This is a genomic window from Terrabacter sp. NPDC000476, assembly GCF_040300125.1.
GTDB lineage: Bacteria > Actinomycetota > Actinomycetes > Actinomycetales > Dermatophilaceae > Terrabacter.
This window is the reverse complement of sequence record NZ_JBEPDF010000003.1, coordinates 380924-398108: the sequence shown is the minus strand read 5'-3', so window position 1 is coordinate 398108 and position 17185 is coordinate 380924. Positions and strand designations below refer to the sequence as shown.

The following is a 17185-nucleotide window of genomic DNA, read 5'->3' as shown; positions in this document are numbered from 1 at the left end:
CGGCTGCTGCAGCTGGGCATCGCGGCCGGTGACGTCCTCGTCATCCTCGCCGCGACCGTGCTGGCGGGTCTTCGCCACATCGACGTGCCGGTGCTGCCGGTCACGAACGACGTCAACACGCTCGCCCTCTCGGTCGGGCCGTGGGTCGTCCTCGCGTGGATGCTGGCCAACGTGGTCCGGGGGACCTACACCAAGGCCCACCTGGGGGTCGGCACCGTCGAGTACGCCCGGGTCCTCGGAGCCGCGGGGCTCACGGCCGGCGCCATCGGCATCGCCAGCTACCTGACGAAGTTCGAGCTCTCGCGCGGGTTCTTCGTGCTGCTCTTCCTCGTCGGCGTGCCGGGCCTGCTCGTCTGGCGCTGGTCGGCCCGCCGCCTCGTGCACGGCCTGCACCACCGCGGCCACCTGCTGACCAAGGTCATCATCTCCGGCTCCGAGAGCCGCATCGACGAGGTGGCGAGCGTGCTGCGCCGCGAGAAGTGGCTCGGGTTCACCATCATCGGCGCGCTCGTGCCGGCGTCACGCCCCGTGAAGGCGACGCCCGGCGGCGTGCCGGTGCTCGGCTTCACGAACGAGACCGCCTCGAACGCCCTGGCCTCGGAGGCCGACCTCGTCCTGTTCACCGAGGGCTCCTTCCCGTCGGCCGTCGACTTCCGCCGCATCGCGTGGGACCTCGAGGGCCACGACGTGCAGATGGCCGTCGTGCCGAGCCTCAGCGACATCTCCTCCGGCCGGATGGCCATGCACCCGGTGGGCGGGCTGCCGCTCGTGCACGTCGAGCCGCCGCAGAGCCTCGCCGCCTCGCGGGGCCTCAAGCGGATGTTCGACGTCGTCGGCGCCGGAGTGGCCCTCGTGCTCGCCTCACCCGTCATGATCGTCTTCGCCCTGCTCACCAAGCTGCAGGACGGCGGCCCGATCCTCTTCCGCCAGACCAGGGTCGGGCGCGACGGCGAGTTCTTCGAGTGCCTCAAGTTCCGCAGCATGGTCGTCGACGCCGAGGCCCGGCTCTCCGGCATCAGCCACCTCAACAAGAACGCCGAGGGCGTCCTCTTCAAGGCCGAGCACGACCCGCGGATCACGCGTGTCGGCGCCGTCATGCGGCGCTTCTCGATCGACGAGCTGCCGCAGCTCATCAACGTCATCAACGGCGACATGAGCCTCGTCGGCCCGCGCCCGGCCCTGCCCGCCGAGGTGCGGCGCTACGAGACCGACGTCCAGCGCCGCCTGCACGTGCGCCCCGGCCTCACCGGCCTGTGGCAGGTGTCCGGCCGCAGCGACCTGTCGTGGGAGGACACCGTCCGGCTCGACCTCTACTACGTCGACAACTGGTCGATCGTCCAGGACCTCACGATCCTGGCGCGCACCGTGCACGCGGTCTTCGCCTCCAACGGGGCGTACTGACCGACGGGCCACCCGGACGGCGTGGGCGCGGACCTTCGGGCCCGCGCCCGCGCCCGCGGGTCCGGCGCCCTGACCTCCCCCCCGACGGAGGGGCGCCGGGCCCGCCCTCAGGACGAGGCGCGCTCGTGCAGCTCGCGCAGGGTCGCGCGCAGCTCGCCCTCGGGGTCCAGCCCGTCGGCGCGCGCGGCGAGCACGAGCGCGAGCAGCCGGGGACCGATCCCCTCGCCCGCGGCGGCCTCGTCGACCACGGCCGCGAGGCCGGCCTTCGTCAGGCGCCCGACGGTCTTGTCGGCCCGGGCCAGGGCCGGCAGGGCGGTCGGGATGCCGTCGAGCGGGTGCGTGCGGTGCTGCTTCTCGCCCGCCTTGATCGCGTCCCAGTTCGCGGCGACCTGCTCGGCCGAGTCGACCTCCACCTCGGCGAAGACGTGGGGATGGCGACGCACGAGCTTGTCGACGAGGCCGGCGGCCACGTCGTCGATGCCGAAGGGCGCGCTCGGGTGCTCCTCGGCGACCCGTGCGTGGAAGGCGACCTGGAGCAGCAGGTCTCCCAGCTCCTCCCGGACGTGGTCGGGGTCGCCGCTCTCGATCGCCTCGACCGCCTCGTGCGCCTCCTCGAGCAGGTAGGGCACGAGGCTCTCGTGCGTCTGCTCCGCGTCCCACGGGCACCCGCCGGGTGAGCGCAGGCGGTCCATGACGGCCACGACGTCGAGCAGGCGCGCGCCGGGCACGTCGAACGAGGCGATGAGCAGCTCGACCTCGGGCGGGTCGGGCAGTCGCGTCACCTCGACGGCGACGGCGTCGCTGAGCCCGGGGTCACCGTCGGACGAGCCGACCCACACGACGTCACCGTCGGCCGTCGCCGCGACGAGGGCGCGGGCCAGCGCGGCCGGGTCCTCGTGCGGCGCCGTGGCGACGTCGATGCCGGCCTCCGCCACCGCGAGCGCCTGCGGCTCGTCGGGACGCGCCCACACGGCATACGCCCCCTCGAGGGAGCTCCACGCCTCGCGGGTCAGCAGACCGGGCGCGACGCGGGGGGTCGAGACGAGCAGGACGACGCGGCCGGGCACGATCGCTCCGGGGCGCGCGTCGTCGCGGCCGGCTACTGGGCGGCCGGGGCGCTGTTGGCCTCCGGCTTGACCCAGTCGGGCGTCGTCTGGCCGAGGGTGAAGTAGACCGGGCCCTCGTTCGAGGTGATGACCTTGCCGTACTTCGGGTTCACCGAGATCTCGGCCTTCTTGAGGTCGGCCCGGTAGGCGGCGATGTCGGCGGGCGTCATGCGCTGGGACTGGATGAGCGCGACGGCCTCGACGAACTCCTTCGTCGTGGGGGTCGCCCCCGGGATCGAGGAGATGACCGACGCGTACGTCTCGTCGGGCTTCCAGGAGCCGGACTTCTCGACCGACGCCTTGAGCAGCGGCGCGGCGACGAGGGCCGTCACGACGATGTTCTCGGCGAAGTCGAGCTTGGCCGACTTGAGCTGGTCGAACGTCTCGCGGACGTCGGACTCGTGGATGACCTCGCCGTTGACGACGGCGGCGGCCTGCTGCCGCGTGTCGAAACCGCACCCGCCGAGCAGCGAGACGGCACCGAGCGCGACGACGCCGACGGCGGCCGCGCGCTTCGCGGGGTGAGCAGACCAAGCCTTCACGAATTTCCTCCTCTGGCGGATGCGTCTGACATCCTACGGTGCTCCTGCGGGTTACCGGGCCGCGCCCGACGGCCGGCCCGACGAGGCGCCCGACGGCCGGCCCGACGAGGCAGCCGACGAGGCGGCCGCGATGTCGTCGAGCAGGACCGCCGAGATGAGCCCGCGTGCCCACGCCAGCACCTCGACGTCACGCAGCGGCTTGCCGCCGACGCGGGCCGTCGTCGGAGCGGGCACGAGGATCGTGCCGAGCGCCTCCTTGACGATCGTGCCCGGGTAGAGGCGCATGAGGCGCAGCTGCTGGCTCTCCCGGAGGTCCTTGACCGGGCCGAAGCGCACGACCTTGCCCTGCAGGCCGATGTCGCCGATGCGGGCCTCGCGGGCGACGACGCGCAGCCGGGCCACCTCGAGCAGGTTCTCCACCGGCTTGGGAGGTGCGCCGTAGCGGTCGCGCAGCTCGGCGGCGATCTCGTCGACGGCCTCGAAGGTCTCGACCGTGGCCAGCTTGCGGTAGGCCTCGAGCCGCAGCCGCTCCCCCGGCACGTAGTCGTGCGGCAGGTGGGCGTCCACGGGCAGCTCGATCTTGATCTCGGCCGGCACGTCCACCGTGTCGCCGCGGAAGTCGGCGACGGCCTCGCCGATGAGCCGCACGTAGAGGTCGAAGCCGACGCCCTGGATGTGGCCGGACTGCTCGCCGCCGAGCAGGTTGCCCGCGCCGCGGATCTCGAGGTCCTTCATCGCCACCGCCATGCCGGAGCCGAGGTCGGTGTTGCTCGCGATGGTGCGCAGGCGGTCGTGCGCCGTCTCGGTCATCGGCTTCTCGGGCGGGTAGAGGAAGTAGGCGTAGGCGCGCTCGCGCCCTCGGCCGACGCGACCTCGCAGCTGGTGGAGCTGGCTGAGGCCGAGCACGTCGGCACGCTCGACGATGAGGGTGTTGGCGTTGGAGATGTCGAGACCGGTCTCGACGATCGTCGTGCAGACGAGGACGTCGAAGCGCTTCTCCCAGAAGTCCTCGACGACCTGCTCGAGGCGGTGCTCCCCCATCTGGCCGTGCGCCGTCGCGATGCGCGCCTCGGGCACGAGCTCGCGCAGCCGGCTCGCGGCCTTCTCGATGCTGCTCACCTTGTTGTGCACGAAGAAGACCTGCCCCTCGCGCAACAGCTCGCGGCGGACCGCTGCCGTGATCTGCTTCTCGTCGTAGGCGCCGACGAAGGTGAGCACCGGGTGGCGCTCCTCGGGCGGCGTTGCGAGGGTGGACATCTCACGGATGCCGGTGACGGCCATCTCCAGCGTGCGCGGGATCGGCGTGGCCGACATCGAGAGCACGTCGACCGCGGTGCGCATCGTCTTGAGCAGCTCCTTGTGCTCGACGCCGAAGCGCTGCTCCTCGTCGATGATGACGAGGCCGAGGTCCTTGAACTGCGCGTCCTTCGCGAGGAGGCGGTGGGTGCCGATGACGAGGTCGATCGAGCCGTCCGCCATGCCGGCCATGACCTCCGCGGCCTCCTTGTCGGTCTGGAAGCGCGACAGCGAGGCCACCCGGACGGGGAACTGCGCGTAGCGCTCGGAGAAGGTCTGCTGGTGCTGGCTCACGAGGAGGGTCGTCGGCACGAGGACGGCGACCTGCTTGCCGTCCTGGATCGCCTTGAACGCCGCGCGCACCGCGATCTCGGTCTTGCCGTAGCCGACGTCGCCGCAGATGAGGCGGTCCATGGGGACCTGCTTCTCCATGTCGGCCTTGACCTCGTCGATGCTCGAGAGCTGGTCGGGGGTCTCGACGTAGGCGAAGGCCTCCTCGAGCTCGCGCTGCCACGGGGTGTCGGGCGCGAAGGCGTGTCCGCGCGTGGCCTGCCGCGCACTGTAGAGGCGGATGAGGTCGGCCGCGATCTGCTTGACGTAGCGCTTCGCCCGCGACTTCGTCTTCGTCCAGTCGGAGCCGCCCATCTTGTTGAGCGTGGGCTCCTCGCCACCGACGTACTTCGTCACCTGGTCGAGCTGGTCGGTGGGGACGTAGAGGCGGTCGCCGGGCTGGCCGCGCTTGCTCGCGGCGTACTCGATGACGAGGTACTCGCGCGTGGCCCCACCGACGGTGCGCTGCATCATCTCCACGAACCGGCCGACGCCGTGCTGCTCGTGCACGACGTGGTCGCCGGGACGGAGCTGGAGCGGGTCGACCTGGTTGCGACGGCGCGAGGGCATGCGGCGCATGTCCTTCGTCGACGTCGCGCCACCGACCGAGCCCGTGAGGTCGGTCTCGGTGAGCACTTCGAGCCGGGCCGCCTCGTCGACGAATCCCCTTCCGAGACAAGCGGTCGTGATGACGGCACGCCCCGTCGGGACATCGTCGGCCATGCGCTCGACCGGCACCTCGTGGTCGCGGAGCACCTCCTCCACGCGCTTGGCCAGGCCGGGCCCCTCGGTGACGATGGCGACCCGCCAGCCGTCCGCGACCCGCTGCCGCACGTGACCGACCGCGCGCTCGGTGTCGCCGCGGAAGGCCTCGGACTCGACCGCGCCGAGCGAGAGCCGGACGTCGACGTCGTCGTCCTCGATGACGAGCTCCGCGTCCGAGGTGAAGGGCGTCATGGTCCACCACGGCCGGCCGGCACCGACGGCGTGGGCCCGCACCTGCGCGAGGGTCCAGTAGGAGGCCGAGCCGAGGAGCGACTCGAGGTCGACGGGCACGACGTTGCCGGCCGCGGCGTTCGCCCAGCTGGCCTGGAGGAACTCGTCGCTCGTCAGGACGAGGTCGTGAGCCCTCGTGCGGATGCGCTCGGCGTCGGCGAGCAGGACGGTCGACGAGAGGGGCAGCACGTCGAGCAGCGACTCCATGCCGTCGACGAGGGCCGGTGCCAGCGACTCCATGCCCTCGACGGCGATGCCCTCGGCGACCTTCGTCAGCATGTCGGCGACGCCGGGCAGCTGCGTGGCGAGCTCCGCCGCCCGCGCGCGCACCTCGGGGGTCAGCAGCACCTCACGGCACGGCGGGGCCCACAGACCGTGCTCGGCCACCTCGAGGCTGCGCTGGTCGGCCACCTTGAACCACCGCACCTCCTCGACCGTGTCGCCCCAGAACTCGATGCGGACCGGGTGCTCCTCGGTGGGCGGGAAGACGTCGAGGATGCCACCGCGCACGGCGAACTCGCCGCGCCGCTCGACGAGGTCGGTGCGGGTGTAGGCGGCTGCCGCCAGGGCCTCGACGACGTCGGTGAGGGGCTGCTCGTCGCCGGGGCGCAGGGCCACCGGCGCGAGGTCGCCGAGGCCGCGCGTGATGGGCTGCAGCACGGCGCGCACGGGCGCGACGACCACCGACAAGGGGCCGTATGCCGCGTCGTCGGGGTCCGGGTGCGCGACCCGTCGCAGCACCGCGAGCCGGCGACCGACGGTGTCGCTCCGCGGCGACAGCCGTTCGTGCGGGAGCGTCTCCCAGCTCGGGAACACGGCGACGGCATCGCGGGGCAGGAAGGCCTCGAGCGCCACGGCGAGGTCGTCGGCCTCACGCGTGGTGGCGGTGACGACGAGGAGCGGCCCGGACCCCGCGCCGGCCCGCGCGAGGGCGGCGACGAGGAACGGCCGCGTGCCGTCGCTGCCCGAGACGTCGAGCAGGTGCGCGTGGCCCAGCTGCTCGAGCACCCGCCGCGGGGCGGGCTCCGTCTGCCACGCGTCGAGGAGGCCGGTGAGGTGGGCCGGCGAGCCGGTGGTGGTGGCCATGAGCGGAGGTCCCAACGTGTCGAAGGCGGTCAGGTGCCACCGGCCGCGGCGGGCGCCACGGTTCCCGGACAGCACGGACGCGCCGTCACGGGGACTGCACGCATCTGCTCCACTCTAATCGCGCCCACCGACCGCCGGCCGACCGCCCGGACGGGCAGCCCGGACGCGCCCGGCCCTGCCCGCAGCCGCCCACGTCGGCCCGGACGGGAGCGGACGGCGCGCGCACGACACGTCCGACGGCTCACCGGCGGCCCACGGCGTGTCGGGCCGGGGCACGACCAGCGAGGGGGGCCTCGGCTCGGGACGGCGGCAGCGGTGGTGCCCGCGAAGGCTGATTGCGAATCACGTTGCCGAACAACGAGTTCGAACGCGATCACCGTGGTCCTCGAGCGGTCGGACGGGCCGCGGGCGACGTTCGACCAGCCCCTCGTCGCGCCGGGCCCGTCGAGGCCGCCTGGCCCGGATGCCCGTTTTGCACCGTCCGGATACCCGCTCGTACAGTGATTCCCCGTCGTGCTCGTCCGGCCCTCGCCGACGAGCGCTCACAGCCCGCCCCGACGGCCGCCCTCATCGGCCGCAGGGTCCCGCTGCACGGCACCGGCTCGCGCCGGCGCCGCCGCGACGCGTCGCCCTCGACGCGACGCCGCTGGACGCCTGACCCGCGTCCCGCTCCGGCCTCGACCGACCCTTCGAGCGAGAGCCACGCGCCGCACCCGTCGGCCGGCCGCCCTCACGGCCGGGCCGAGGCTCGGCCGCGCCCTGCGGCACGAGTGCGACGCACTCCCACACAGATCCCCTCAAGGTGGTACCCCCCTCATGTTCGAGTCCACTCGTCGCAAGACCCTGGCCGCTGCCAGCCTCTGCACGGCCGTCGTGCTCCCGATCGCCGCCCACGCCACGACCGCCGACGCCGCGACCGGTCACGTCCGCTACGGCGTCAACTCCGGTGGCTGGTGGAAGACGGCCGGGCAGACCGCCCCCGACGCCTACAAGGCCGCCGTGGGCGCCTACGGCACGCTCGGCTTCATGCGCCTCTGGCCCAACTCGTTCACGACGACCTGGCGCGGCGGCCTCATCCCGAGCTACGTCTACGACGCGAAGACCGCGGTCTACATCAACCTCGGCTCGGACGTCGCCGGCGTCAACCGGGGCGCGCACGACGCCGCCTTCATCCAGATCCTCAAGACGGCCCCCAAGGACCGCCCGATCTGGTTCTCCTTCGCCCACGAGCCCGAGGGCGACGGCTTCACCGTCGCGGCCTGGCAGCAGGCGCAGAAGCGGCTGGCCAAGCTCAAGACGCAGTACGCGCCGTCGAACGTCAAGTACGCGCCCCTGCTCATGGGCACGACCTACATGAGCAACCGCTACCAGGTCTCGGCATCCGGCAACGTGCCGTGGTCGACGTGGTTCGACTTCGACCTCACCAACGTCGACGCCCTCGGCGCCGACATCTACCAGTGGGGCAAGAGCGACGCCACGGCCGACTCCGCCGCCACCGTCGTCACGCCGGTCATCAACGCCGCCACGTCCAAGGGCAAGGGCCTGCTCGTCGGCGAGCTCGGCGCCCGCAACACCCTGTCGGACGGCGCCCGCGCGAGCTTCCTCGGCGACGCCGTGAAGCTGTTCAACGCCTCGCCGAAGACGCAGGCCGTCGCGTACTTCGAGAACGACAACGGCGCGCTCGGCCCGTGGAACCTGCTGCCCAAGCCGGGCAGCAACACGCCGAACCTGCCCAAGAGCATCGCCACCTGGAAGTCCGCGGTCGCCTCGTCGCCCACCTCCTGACCCGTTCGGGAACCGGCGCGCCTGCCGGGGTCCGAGGCCACAGCGCCTCGGACCCCGGCATCGCGCATTCCACCTCCGGCGACTCCCCCCGCATGGCAGGCTGGTCACGCGGGTGGGCGCAAAGGGGGAGGAAAGACGTTGACATCGTTGACTGCTGCCGTTCGGACGACGGCTCCACGGATCGTCGTCGAGGGGGCGGCCGCGGCGGACCTGGGACTGGTGCGCCACGGCGTGCGACTTCCCTGGCGCCTGCTCGGCGGCCGGGTCGGGCTCGGCGCCGACGCGGCCGGCGGCCGCACGGCCGACCCGTCGACCCCGGCCGGGGCGCCCTGCGTCACGATCGAGGTGGCGGACGGCGACGTCGCGCTCGCGCCGCTGGTCGACAGCGGACGCCTCGTGCTCACCGACGCGACGTGCCTGCCGCTGGCCGAGCTGGAGCGGCCCGAGCTGGGTCGTGCCGAGCCGGGTCGCGGCGGGGACGTCGACGGCGGTGGGCGGCTGACGGTGCGCGGTGAGCTCGTGACCGACCCGACGGCACCGACCGCGACGGCCGCCGACTGGCTGCGTCCCGGCGCAACTCTCGTGGTGGCCCAGCGGCCGCCGCTCGCCGACGAGGTGACCGGGCCGGTCGTCGTGCTCGCGCCGAGCTCGCCGACGCCCCAAGGCATCCCGGCCGCCGTGCTGAGGGCGGCGCTCCTCGCGACGAGCGCGACCCACCCCGACGTCACGGTCGTCGACGCCCCGATCTGGTGGCGCGACGCCGACAGCGACGCCGCCCTCGTCGCGGCCGTGGCACGCTCTGCCGGCGCACCGGTCCGCGTGCTCGCCCACACCGACCGGGCGTGGCTCGAGGCCGGGGCCGCGCTCGACCGCGGGCTCGAACCCGTGGGCCTCGACCCAGCCGTCCGCACCGTGCTGCACCGGTGGCGCCCGCCGCGCACCCGGCGCGGCGTCGTCGTCCTGCTCACGGGCCTCTCCGGGTCGGGCAAGTCGACGCTCGCCTCCGCCCTCGTCCAGCGCATCGAGAGCGAGGGCGTGCGCAGCGTCAGCCTCCTCGACGGCGACCTCGTGCGCCGGCTGCTGTCGTCCGGGCTCGGCTTCGACCGCGCCGGGCGTGACGCCAACGTGCTGCGCATCGGTTTCGTGGCCGCCGAGGTGGCCCGGCACGGCGGGATGGCCGTCTGCGCGCCCATCGCACCGTTCGCGCAGACCCGCGCCGAGGTCCGCCGGATGGTCTGCGAGGTCGGCGACTTCGTCCTCGTGCACGTCGCCACCCCGCTCGAGGTCTGCGAGCAGCGCGACCGCAAGGGCCTCTACGCCCAGGCCCGGGCCGGGTCGCTGCCGGAGTTCACCGGCATCTCGTCGCCCTACGAGGCCCCGGTCGACGCCGACCTCGTCGTGGACACGACGGGGAGCACCCTCGAGGAGTCCCTCGAGCAGATCCTCGGGCACCTGCGCGACGGAGGGTGGCTCGCATGACCCTCGACCCGCTGCTCACCATCGCCTCGCTCGGCATCGGCATCATCGTCGGCCTCACCGGCATGGGCGGTGGCGCCCTCATGACGCCGATGCTCGTGCTCTTCTTCGGGGTGCCGCCGCTCACGGCCGTCTCGAGCGACCTCGTCGCGGCCGCGGTGATGAAGCCCGTCGGGTCGATGGTGCACCTGCGGCGCGGCACGGTGAACCTCTCCCTCGTCAAGTGGCTCTGCATCGGGTCGATCCCGAGCGCCTTCGTCGGCGTGCTGATCCTCAACCGCCTCGGCTCCGGCGCCGCCGCGCAGCACTGGCTGCAGGTCGCCCTCGGGGTGGCCCTGCTGCTGGCCTCGGCCGGCCTCATCGTGCGGGCCTACCTGCGCCTGCTCGAGCGGGCGCGCCGCCTCGACGGCCGCGCCGCGCCCCTGCCGCCCGGGCCGCCCACCGTGACGGTCCGCATCTGGCAGACCGTGCTCGTGGGAGCGGTCGGCGGCATCGTCGTCGGCATGACCTCCGTCGGGTCCGGTTCGCTCATCATCATCGCCCTCATGGCGATCTACCCCACCCTCAAGGCGAGCGAGCTCGTCGGGACCGACCTGCTCCAGGCGGTGCCGCTCGTGGCCTCCGCCGCCGTCGGGCACATGCTGCTCGGCGACTTCCACCTCGACCTGACGCTGTCGCTCCTGCTCGGCTCGATCCCCGGCGTCTGGATCGGCGCCCAGCTCTCGGCGCGTGCCCCGGGCGGGCTCGTGCGCCGGGCGCTGGCCTTCGTGCTGCTCGCCTCGGCCCTCAAGCTGCTCGGGGTGCCCAACACGGCCACGGGGATCGTCCTGCTCCTCGCGCTGCTCATCGGGCCCCCGGTGTGGTTCGCCGCCCGGCGCCGCCACGGCCTGCCCGCCTTCTCCGGCCGGCTCGCGCAGCGCTCGAGCGCCGTGCCCGACAGGGCACCCGGGGCCACCTCGGAGGCCGGCACCGGGACCCGGTCGCGCGTCACGGAAGCGGGCGACGCGGCCCTCTGAGACCGCTATGACGGGAAAACGGTGTGATCCGCGTCACATCTGCTCCCAGCCTTCGGGGACCCCGCTCCTGAGCACGGCCGCGTGCTCAGGACGGCCCCTCCCGCCGGTCGCGGGGCGCTGACCGGATCGTCCGGATTGCTGCCATCTGCCCGTTCCCATCGGACCTGTCGTGACCTGTCCCCGTGTGCAGGGGTCCGCTAGGGTTCCGTTCGCCTTCACACACATCGCCTAATCCCGGAGCCCTCGAGGCCTCCCGGGAGCCGGGGACCCACCGTTCCCTCGGGGTGAATCAGGAGCCTGCTCCTGTAGGGCGCCATCCGGCCCGAACCCGTCAGCTAACCCGGTCGGCAGCCTAGGAGACCTGGAGCAGACATGCGCACCACCCCTCGCTTCGCCCTGCCCGCGCGCAGATCCCCCCACCGGTTCACCGTCGCCGCCCTCGGCCTCGCCGCGGCCGGCTCCCTCGTGGCCACCCTCGCCGTGCCGGCGCAGGCCGCCACGGCGACCGCGCTGCCCGGCGGCAAGATCTACGCCGGCGCCGTCGGCGACACGGCCACCCTCGCCAGCAAGACCGGGACGACCGTCGGCGTCCACGGCTACGGCAACTTCGAGGGCAGCGTGCCCACGGGCCGGATGCTGACCGCGAACAGCTCGTCGAACTGGAAGACCGTCGCCGCGGCCAAGCCCGGCACGGCGATCTACAACAACATCGTGCGCTGGGCGACGACGATCAAGTCGCGCGGCAGCCTCACCCTCTTCGCCTACAGCCACGAGCCCGAGCTCACCTCGAAGACCGGCCTCGGCACGGCGACCGACTTCAAGGCGGCCTACGCCCGCGTCGTGACGATCTTCCGCCAGCAGGGCGTCACGAACGCGCGCTTCGTGCTCCAGCTGACCGACTGGTCGTTCCGCACCAGCACGTCCGACCGGATGTATGCCGGCAAGTGGTACCCGGGCGACGCCTACGTCGACGTCATCGGTGCCGACGCCTACAACTGGTACACGTGCGGCGAGGGCCGGGGCAAGTGGGTCGAGCTGAGCACGATCATCAGCCCCCTCCTCGCCTTCGGCAAGGCGCACGGCAAGCTCGTGGCGCTCCCCGAGTTTGGGGTCACGAAGGACTCCCGACGCGCCACGTGGCTCACGAACGCGAAGAACTACCTCATCGCGAACGAGAGCTGGTTCGCGGCCGCGTACTACTTCAACCACCCGCCGACGAACAAGAACAACCTCGACTGCGTGTGGAACCTCAGCACCTCGGCCGAGTACTCCGCTTACGGGTCGCTGCTGAAGAACGTCAACTTCGCCTACTGACGGGCGAATCCGGCTCCGGCCCCGCGCGCTCCCTCCGAGTGCACGGGGCCGGTCGCGTCGTCGGACGCCGACAGGCCCTGCCGCTCGTGCGGCAGGGCCTGTCGGCGGCCGCTCAGAACGTGACGCGGTAGCAGCCCGTGTCGGCGCCCGCGGTGAACTCCAGGCGCCAGCTGCCGCGGTCGCGCACCGGGAGCGCGACGCGGTAGTAGTACCACGTGTCGGCCTGCTCGACCTGGGTCGAGGACACGGTCCGCACGGCCCCGGTCGGCGACGTCGCCTTGAGCCGGACGCCGGGCATCGCGGCACCGTCGGCGGGCACGACGTAGAAGCTGACCTCGGCGCCGTTGACCGCGCCCTTGGCGACGGCGGCCCGGGCCTGCGCGAAGTTGCCGACCGCCAGCGATCCGGAGCGGACGTCCGTCTGCGTGCCCACGGTCGCGCAGGACGACGACGCGCTGCCCGGCAAGCGGTTCAGCACCGAGGTCTGGTCACCGGCCGCAGCCACCCCCGGGCCCGCCACCGGCTTGGTCGGCGCCGGGGTGGCAGGTGCCGTCGGCCTCGTGCCCGGTCGCGTGGCCGGGGCCGACGACGGCGCCGGCTCGGTGGCCGACGCCGCACCGTCCGGCCGCCCGGTCGCGGTCGTGCCAGCGGCCACGGGCGTGCCTGCCGGTGTGGACGACGCCGGGCCGCCGGCTGCGGCCACGGCGTCGCCCGCCGTGCTGCTGCACCCGGTGAGCAGCGCGAGTGCCGCCACCGGGACCAGGGCCGAGGCGACGGCCGACCGACGTGTGACTCGCTGAGCTCTCATGCTGCGTCCCCCCGACGTCTGGTGCTGTTCACGGAGAAGAGGTGCCGGGGAGCGCCCGCCTGGGCGGGCACCCCCCGGCACCGGTGGTCACGACTGCCCGAAGGCGATCGACCACATGACCTCACGGTCGGACTTGTTGACCGTCGTGGCGGTCACCCCGGCGGACGTGCCGCCCGACGTGACGACCGCACCCGGGTCGGCCGTGAGCGACTCGTAGCGGTAGGCACCGCTCGGGTCCTCGAGGTGGTCACGCACGACCATGCCCGAGGGCAGGGTCCACGGCGACACCGCCGACGTCAGGCCGGCCCAGTGCGACACGACCCAGTCACCCGCCGAGACCGCGATCGCGGGCGTCGTGTGCGAGCTCTGCCCCACGTCGACCGCGCTCACCGCACGCACGCTGGTGGCGTCCGCACCGCGGTAGACCGCGAGGTCGAGCGTGCCGAGCCGGTAGGTGCTCGGGTCGTCGAACCGCACCGTCTTGCCCACGTCCGCCGCGTCGGCGCTCTTGCGCCACACGGTCGAGGTGACCGAGCCGTTGGTGACCGTCGCCACCTGGGTCCAGCCGGTCACGCCGGTCGGCCCCGAGAAGGTGGCCACCGTCGGTCGCGAGAACATCAGGAGCATCAGGTCACCGGCCTGGGTCCCCGTCGGCACCGCCGCGGCCTTGAACTTGGCCGCGCCGGGAGCCGAGTGGTTCGCCCCGACGAACGTCGTGCTGCTCGAGGGCACCGTCACGACGACGTCCTTCGTCAGCGTGCCGGTGGCGCCCTTGTCGTCGGTCACCGTCAGCTTCACCGAGTAGGTCCCCGACGGGGCATACGGGTGCGAGGGCGTCTTGCCCGAGCCCGTGCTGCCGTCACCGAAGTCCCACGCGTACGAGGCGATCGTGCCGTCCGAGTCGCTCGACGCCGAGGCGTCGAAGCCGCACGTCGCACCGGAGCACGACGACCCGAACGCCGCCGTCGGCGCCTGGTTGACCGGGACCGTCACGACGACGTCCTTCGTCAGCGTGCCGGTGGCACCCTTGTCGTCGGTCACCGTCAGCTTCACCGAGTAGGTCCCCGACGCGGCATACGGGTGCGAGGGCGTCTTGCCCGAGCCCGTGCTGCCGTCACCGAAGTCCCACGCGTACGAGGCGATCGTGCCGTCCGAGTCGCTCGACGCCGAGGCGTCGAAGCCGCACGTCGCACCGGAGCACGACGACCCGAACGCCGCCGTCGGCGCCTGGTTGACCGGGACCGTCACGACGACGTCCTTCGTCAGCGTGCCGGTGGCACGCTTGTCGTCGGTCACCGTCAGCTTCACCGAGTAGGTCCCCGAGGCGGCATACGGGTGCGAGGGCGTCTTGCCCGAGCCCGTGCTGCCGTCACCGAAGTCCCACGCGTACGAGGCGATCGTGCCGTCCGAGTCGCTCGACGCCGAGGCGTCGAAGCCGCACGTCGCACCGGAGCACGACGACCCGAACGCCGCCTTGGGCGCCTGGTTGAGGGGCGGCCCGGCGAAGAGGAACATCGACCGGCTCGACCACGACGTGCCGTCGACCGCGGGGCCGCTGATCGCGACCGGGCTCCCCGTGACGGACGCCCCGTCCCAGCCCGCCTTGTAGAGCGTGCTGTCGGTGCGCGAGGCGAAGTACACGCTGTCTCCGGCCACGAAGATGCCACGCACGTTGCGCAGGTCGACGGAGCTGGGGGCGACGTTCGTGCGCTCGTCGACGATCCCGCTGTCGGGCGAGAACCAGCGCCAGAAGAGCCGGCTGTCACCGTAGAGCGTGTAGTAGAGCCGACCTGCGTTGTAGAACATGCCGGTCAGGTTCGGGATCTGCCCGTAGAGCGTCGGCAGGTTGCCGTCGAACGTGCCACCGAGGTGGTTGTCGACCGTCGCCCAGGCCGGGTCGTGGTACGGGTTGATCTGCACCGCGGGCCCCCACGTCGTGCCCGTGAAGGTGCGCGAGTAGAGGTAGCCGTCGGTCTGCGCGTAGAACACCTTGTTGCCGACCATGAAGGCGCCCCGCGTGTTCGACCACGCGATGCCACCGTCGGCGGCGGGCTCCGGTGCGGACGAGGCAGCCGTCGCGGTGAGACCGACGCGGCTGAGCGTGTCGGACGCCGCAGGCGGCGGCGTCGGGACACCGGCCCGGACGATCTCGATGCCGTTGACGAGCGGGTTCTCCACGACGTGCGTGAAGTCGAGCGTCACCTGGCCGCTGGCCGGCACCGTGAGGTTGATGGACTTCATCGTCCCCTTCTGGTCACCGACGTCGCCCACGATGTCGTAGTTCGTCAGCCAGGGGCTGCCGTTCGCGCTGACGCTGAAGACGCGCGATCCGACGGCGCTGGTGCACCCGCAGCGGTTGGCGAGGTAGAGCCGCACCTGCACGTCCGTGCCCGCCGCGATCGGGAACGTCCACCGCATCTCGTTGGCGTCGCCCGGGTCCCACCGCTCGCTGTCGAAGATCGACGACGGGGTCGAGCTCGGCACCGACGGGTCGATCGCCGCGCCGCTGCCCCAGCCGGCCGCGTTGCTGCCGTCGTTGTGCAGCGGGCTCGAGCCGCTGTCGTCGGCCCAGTCGGGACCGTTGTCGATGGCGGCGATCGCGCCGCCACCGGCGTTGACGCGGTACAGCACGTTGGTGCTCGTGGCGCCGCCGACCGGACCGCCCATGAAGACGCTGCCCGGGAGGGCGCCGACGTTCGTCTGCGCGAGCTGCGCGCCACCCGCGTACGGGAAGAGCGCGATCTTCTTGCGGAGGTAGCGGAAGTTGCCGACGTAGTCGGTGTTCGAGCCGATCCACAGGCCCTCGGAGGTCGCCAGGACGGCGTAGACCGCCTTGCCCGGGGGGTTGCGTCCCGGATTCCACTGCAGCGGACGGCCGCTCACGGGGTCGAGCGCCACGAGGCCGGGCCGCGGCACGGCGCCGGGGCCGGGGGTGTCACTGCCGTAGGGGTTGTTGCCCCACCGCTGGTGACCGCCGACGTAGACCGCGTTGTCGGTGATCTCGGTGCCCCACATCGTGTCGCCGCCGGTCTCGCTGACCCACGTCGGCTGGATGTCGGAGCCCGTCGCGTACGTCTCGAAGCGAGCTGCGGCGTCGCACAACGTGTTCGCGACGCCACCTCCCGTCGCCGCGACGACGAAGTACGAGCCGTCGGGCGAGTACGACACGCCACGGACGTACGAGTCGAAGGCCCAGTTGAAGCAGTAGGGGTTGTAGCGGTTGGTCTGCCAGTCGGGCGTCACGACCGCCGTCGCACCGGTCGTCGTGATCTGCGCGACCTGGTCACGGTCGAGGCCGTCGGCCGTGCGGAAGTTGCCGATCGCGACGATGCGGTCGCCGGACGGGCTGACGTCGAGGTTCCACGGTCCGACCGGGCCCTGGGCTCCGCTGCCCGTGTTGTTGTGGTGGCCGGCGAACTGGATGTTCATCCACGTGTGGTCGACGGCTCCGGTGGTCGCGTTGAGCGCGGCGATGCCGGCGTGGGCCCGCCCTCCCACCACGGTGAAGTTGCCGGCGACGACGAGGCGGTTGCCCACCTTGACCATGTCGTTGATGTTGCCCCAGGAGCCGAAGCCCGGGGTGACGAAGGAGCTCACGACGGTGCCGCTCGTCAGGTTGACGAGCGCGACGTTCTTGATCGCCGCGGTGCCCACCTGCGTGAAGCTGCCACCGACGTAGGCCGTGTCGGTCGTCGGGCCGGGCACGATGGAGTCGACCTCGCCGTTGAAGGCGAGGTTGAAGCCGGAGAGTGCGCCGGTGCTCGGGTTGAAGACGGCCACCCGGCTGCGGGCCTGGCCGTTGACGCTCGTGAAGTTGCCACCCATCACCATGGTGGAGCCCACCTTGGCGATGGCGCGGACGTCACCGTCGTCGACGGACGGCGTGTTCGCCGCCGGGACGGCGTTGACCATGGAGCTCGGCGTCGGTGGCGGCGCCGGCGGCTGCACGGCCACCGCGGCCGGGCCTCCCGCGGCCACGAGGCCGATGGCCATGCCGACGGCGGCAGCGGCCATGTTACGCAGTTTGTG

General features: G+C 72.5%; 11 protein-coding genes and 1 riboswitch. Of the genes, 6 read left to right on the top strand and 5 right to left on the bottom strand.

The window, feature by feature from the left end; all coding sequences use genetic code 11:
• Nucleotides 1–57: 57 nt before the first annotated feature.
• Nucleotides 58–1401, top strand: coding sequence for a sugar transferase (locus tag ABT295_RS17825; protein WP_502991200.1), 1344 nt, complete (start codon nt 58–60; stop codon nt 1399–1401).
• 107 nt (nt 1402–1508) lie between these two features.
• Here the strand turns inward: ABT295_RS17825 and ABT295_RS17820 are convergent, their stop codons facing one another.
• From ABT295_RS17820 to mfd, 3 genes are read right to left on the bottom strand one after another with little or no spacing between them, the layout of a single operon-like run.
• Nucleotides 1509–2468, bottom strand: coding sequence for a nucleoside triphosphate pyrophosphohydrolase (locus ABT295_RS17820; RefSeq protein ID WP_352395733.1), 960 nt, complete (start codon nt 2466–2468; stop codon nt 1509–1511).
• A gap of 32 nt (nt 2469–2500) precedes the next feature.
• Nucleotides 2501–3049: a SurA N-terminal domain-containing protein gene (locus tag ABT295_RS17815; RefSeq protein ID WP_352395732.1), complete on the bottom strand. Its 549-nt coding sequence runs from the start codon at nt 3047–3049 to the stop codon at nt 2501–2503.
• A 51-nt stretch (nt 3050–3100) separates the two neighbouring features.
• Nucleotides 3101–6757: a transcription-repair coupling factor gene (gene mfd / locus ABT295_RS17810; RefSeq protein ID WP_352395731.1), complete on the bottom strand. Its 3657-nt coding sequence runs from the start codon at nt 6755–6757 to the stop codon at nt 3101–3103.
• A gap of 816 nt (nt 6758–7573) precedes the next feature.
• Between mfd and ABT295_RS17805 the strand changes: the two genes are divergently transcribed.
• The 4 genes from ABT295_RS17805 (at nt 7574) to ABT295_RS17790 (ending at nt 12348) form a co-directional block, all read left to right on the top strand.
• Nucleotides 7574–8542, top strand: coding sequence for a hypothetical protein (locus ABT295_RS17805; protein ID WP_352395730.1), 969 nt, complete (start codon nt 7574–7576; stop codon nt 8540–8542).
• Nucleotides 8543–8689: 147 nt separating this feature from the next.
• On the top strand, nt 8690–10021 hold the full coding sequence (cysC, locus tag ABT295_RS17800) for an adenylyl-sulfate kinase (protein WP_352395729.1): 1332 nt from the start codon (nt 8690–8692) through the stop codon (nt 10019–10021).
• Nucleotides 10018–11034, top strand: a complete 1017-nt coding sequence (locus ABT295_RS17795; protein ID WP_352395728.1) for a sulfite exporter TauE/SafE family protein — start codon at nt 10018–10020, stop codon at nt 11032–11034. Before cysC ends, ABT295_RS17795 begins: the two co-directional genes overlap by 4 nt.
• Nucleotides 11035–11249: 215 nt before the next feature.
• A riboswitch (cyclic di-AMP (ydaO/yuaA leader) is annotated at nt 11250–11400 on the top strand.
• 6 nt (nt 11401–11406) lie between these two features.
• Complete coding sequence (locus tag ABT295_RS17790; RefSeq protein ID WP_352395727.1) at nt 11407–12348, top strand: glycosyl hydrolase; 942 nt, start codon at nt 11407–11409, stop codon at nt 12346–12348.
• A 112-nt stretch (nt 12349–12460) separates the two neighbouring features.
• Here ABT295_RS17790 and ABT295_RS17785 read toward each other — a convergent pair whose 3' ends face one another.
• A complete protein-coding gene (locus ABT295_RS17785; RefSeq protein WP_352395726.1) occupies nt 12461–12781 on the bottom strand; it encodes a hypothetical protein in 321 nt (106 codons plus the stop codon).
• Here ABT295_RS17785 and ABT295_RS17780 point away from each other — a divergent pair.
• Entirely contained in the window at nt 12774–13148 is a 375-nt protein-coding gene (locus ABT295_RS17780) for a hypothetical protein (protein WP_352395725.1), read from the top strand. The two genes, ABT295_RS17785 and ABT295_RS17780, sit on opposite strands and share 8 nt — an antisense overlap.
• Before the next feature lie 95 nt (nt 13149–13243).
• Here ABT295_RS17780 and ABT295_RS17775 read toward each other — a convergent pair whose 3' ends face one another.
• A complete protein-coding gene (locus ABT295_RS17775; protein WP_352395724.1) occupies nt 13244–17170 on the bottom strand; it encodes a PKD domain-containing protein in 3927 nt (1308 codons plus the stop codon).
• Nucleotides 17171–17185: the final 15 nt, after the last annotated feature.

Coding starts and splice junctions, on each gene's coding strand:
- ABT295_RS17775 (WP_352395724.1), bottom strand. CDS start 17,170: ATGGCCGCTGCCGCCGTCGGCATGGCCATCGGCCTCGTGGCCGCGGGA.
- mfd (WP_352395731.1), bottom strand. CDS start 6,757: ATGGCCACCACCACCGGCTCGCCGGCCCACCTCACCGGCCTCCTCGAC.
- ABT295_RS17790 (WP_352395727.1), top strand. CDS start 11,407: ATGCGCACCACCCCTCGCTTCGCCCTGCCCGCGCGCAGATCCCCCCAC.
- ABT295_RS17795 (WP_352395728.1), top strand. CDS start 10,018: ATGACCCTCGACCCGCTGCTCACCATCGCCTCGCTCGGCATCGGCATC.
- ABT295_RS17805 (WP_352395730.1), top strand. CDS start 7,574: ATGTTCGAGTCCACTCGTCGCAAGACCCTGGCCGCTGCCAGCCTCTGC.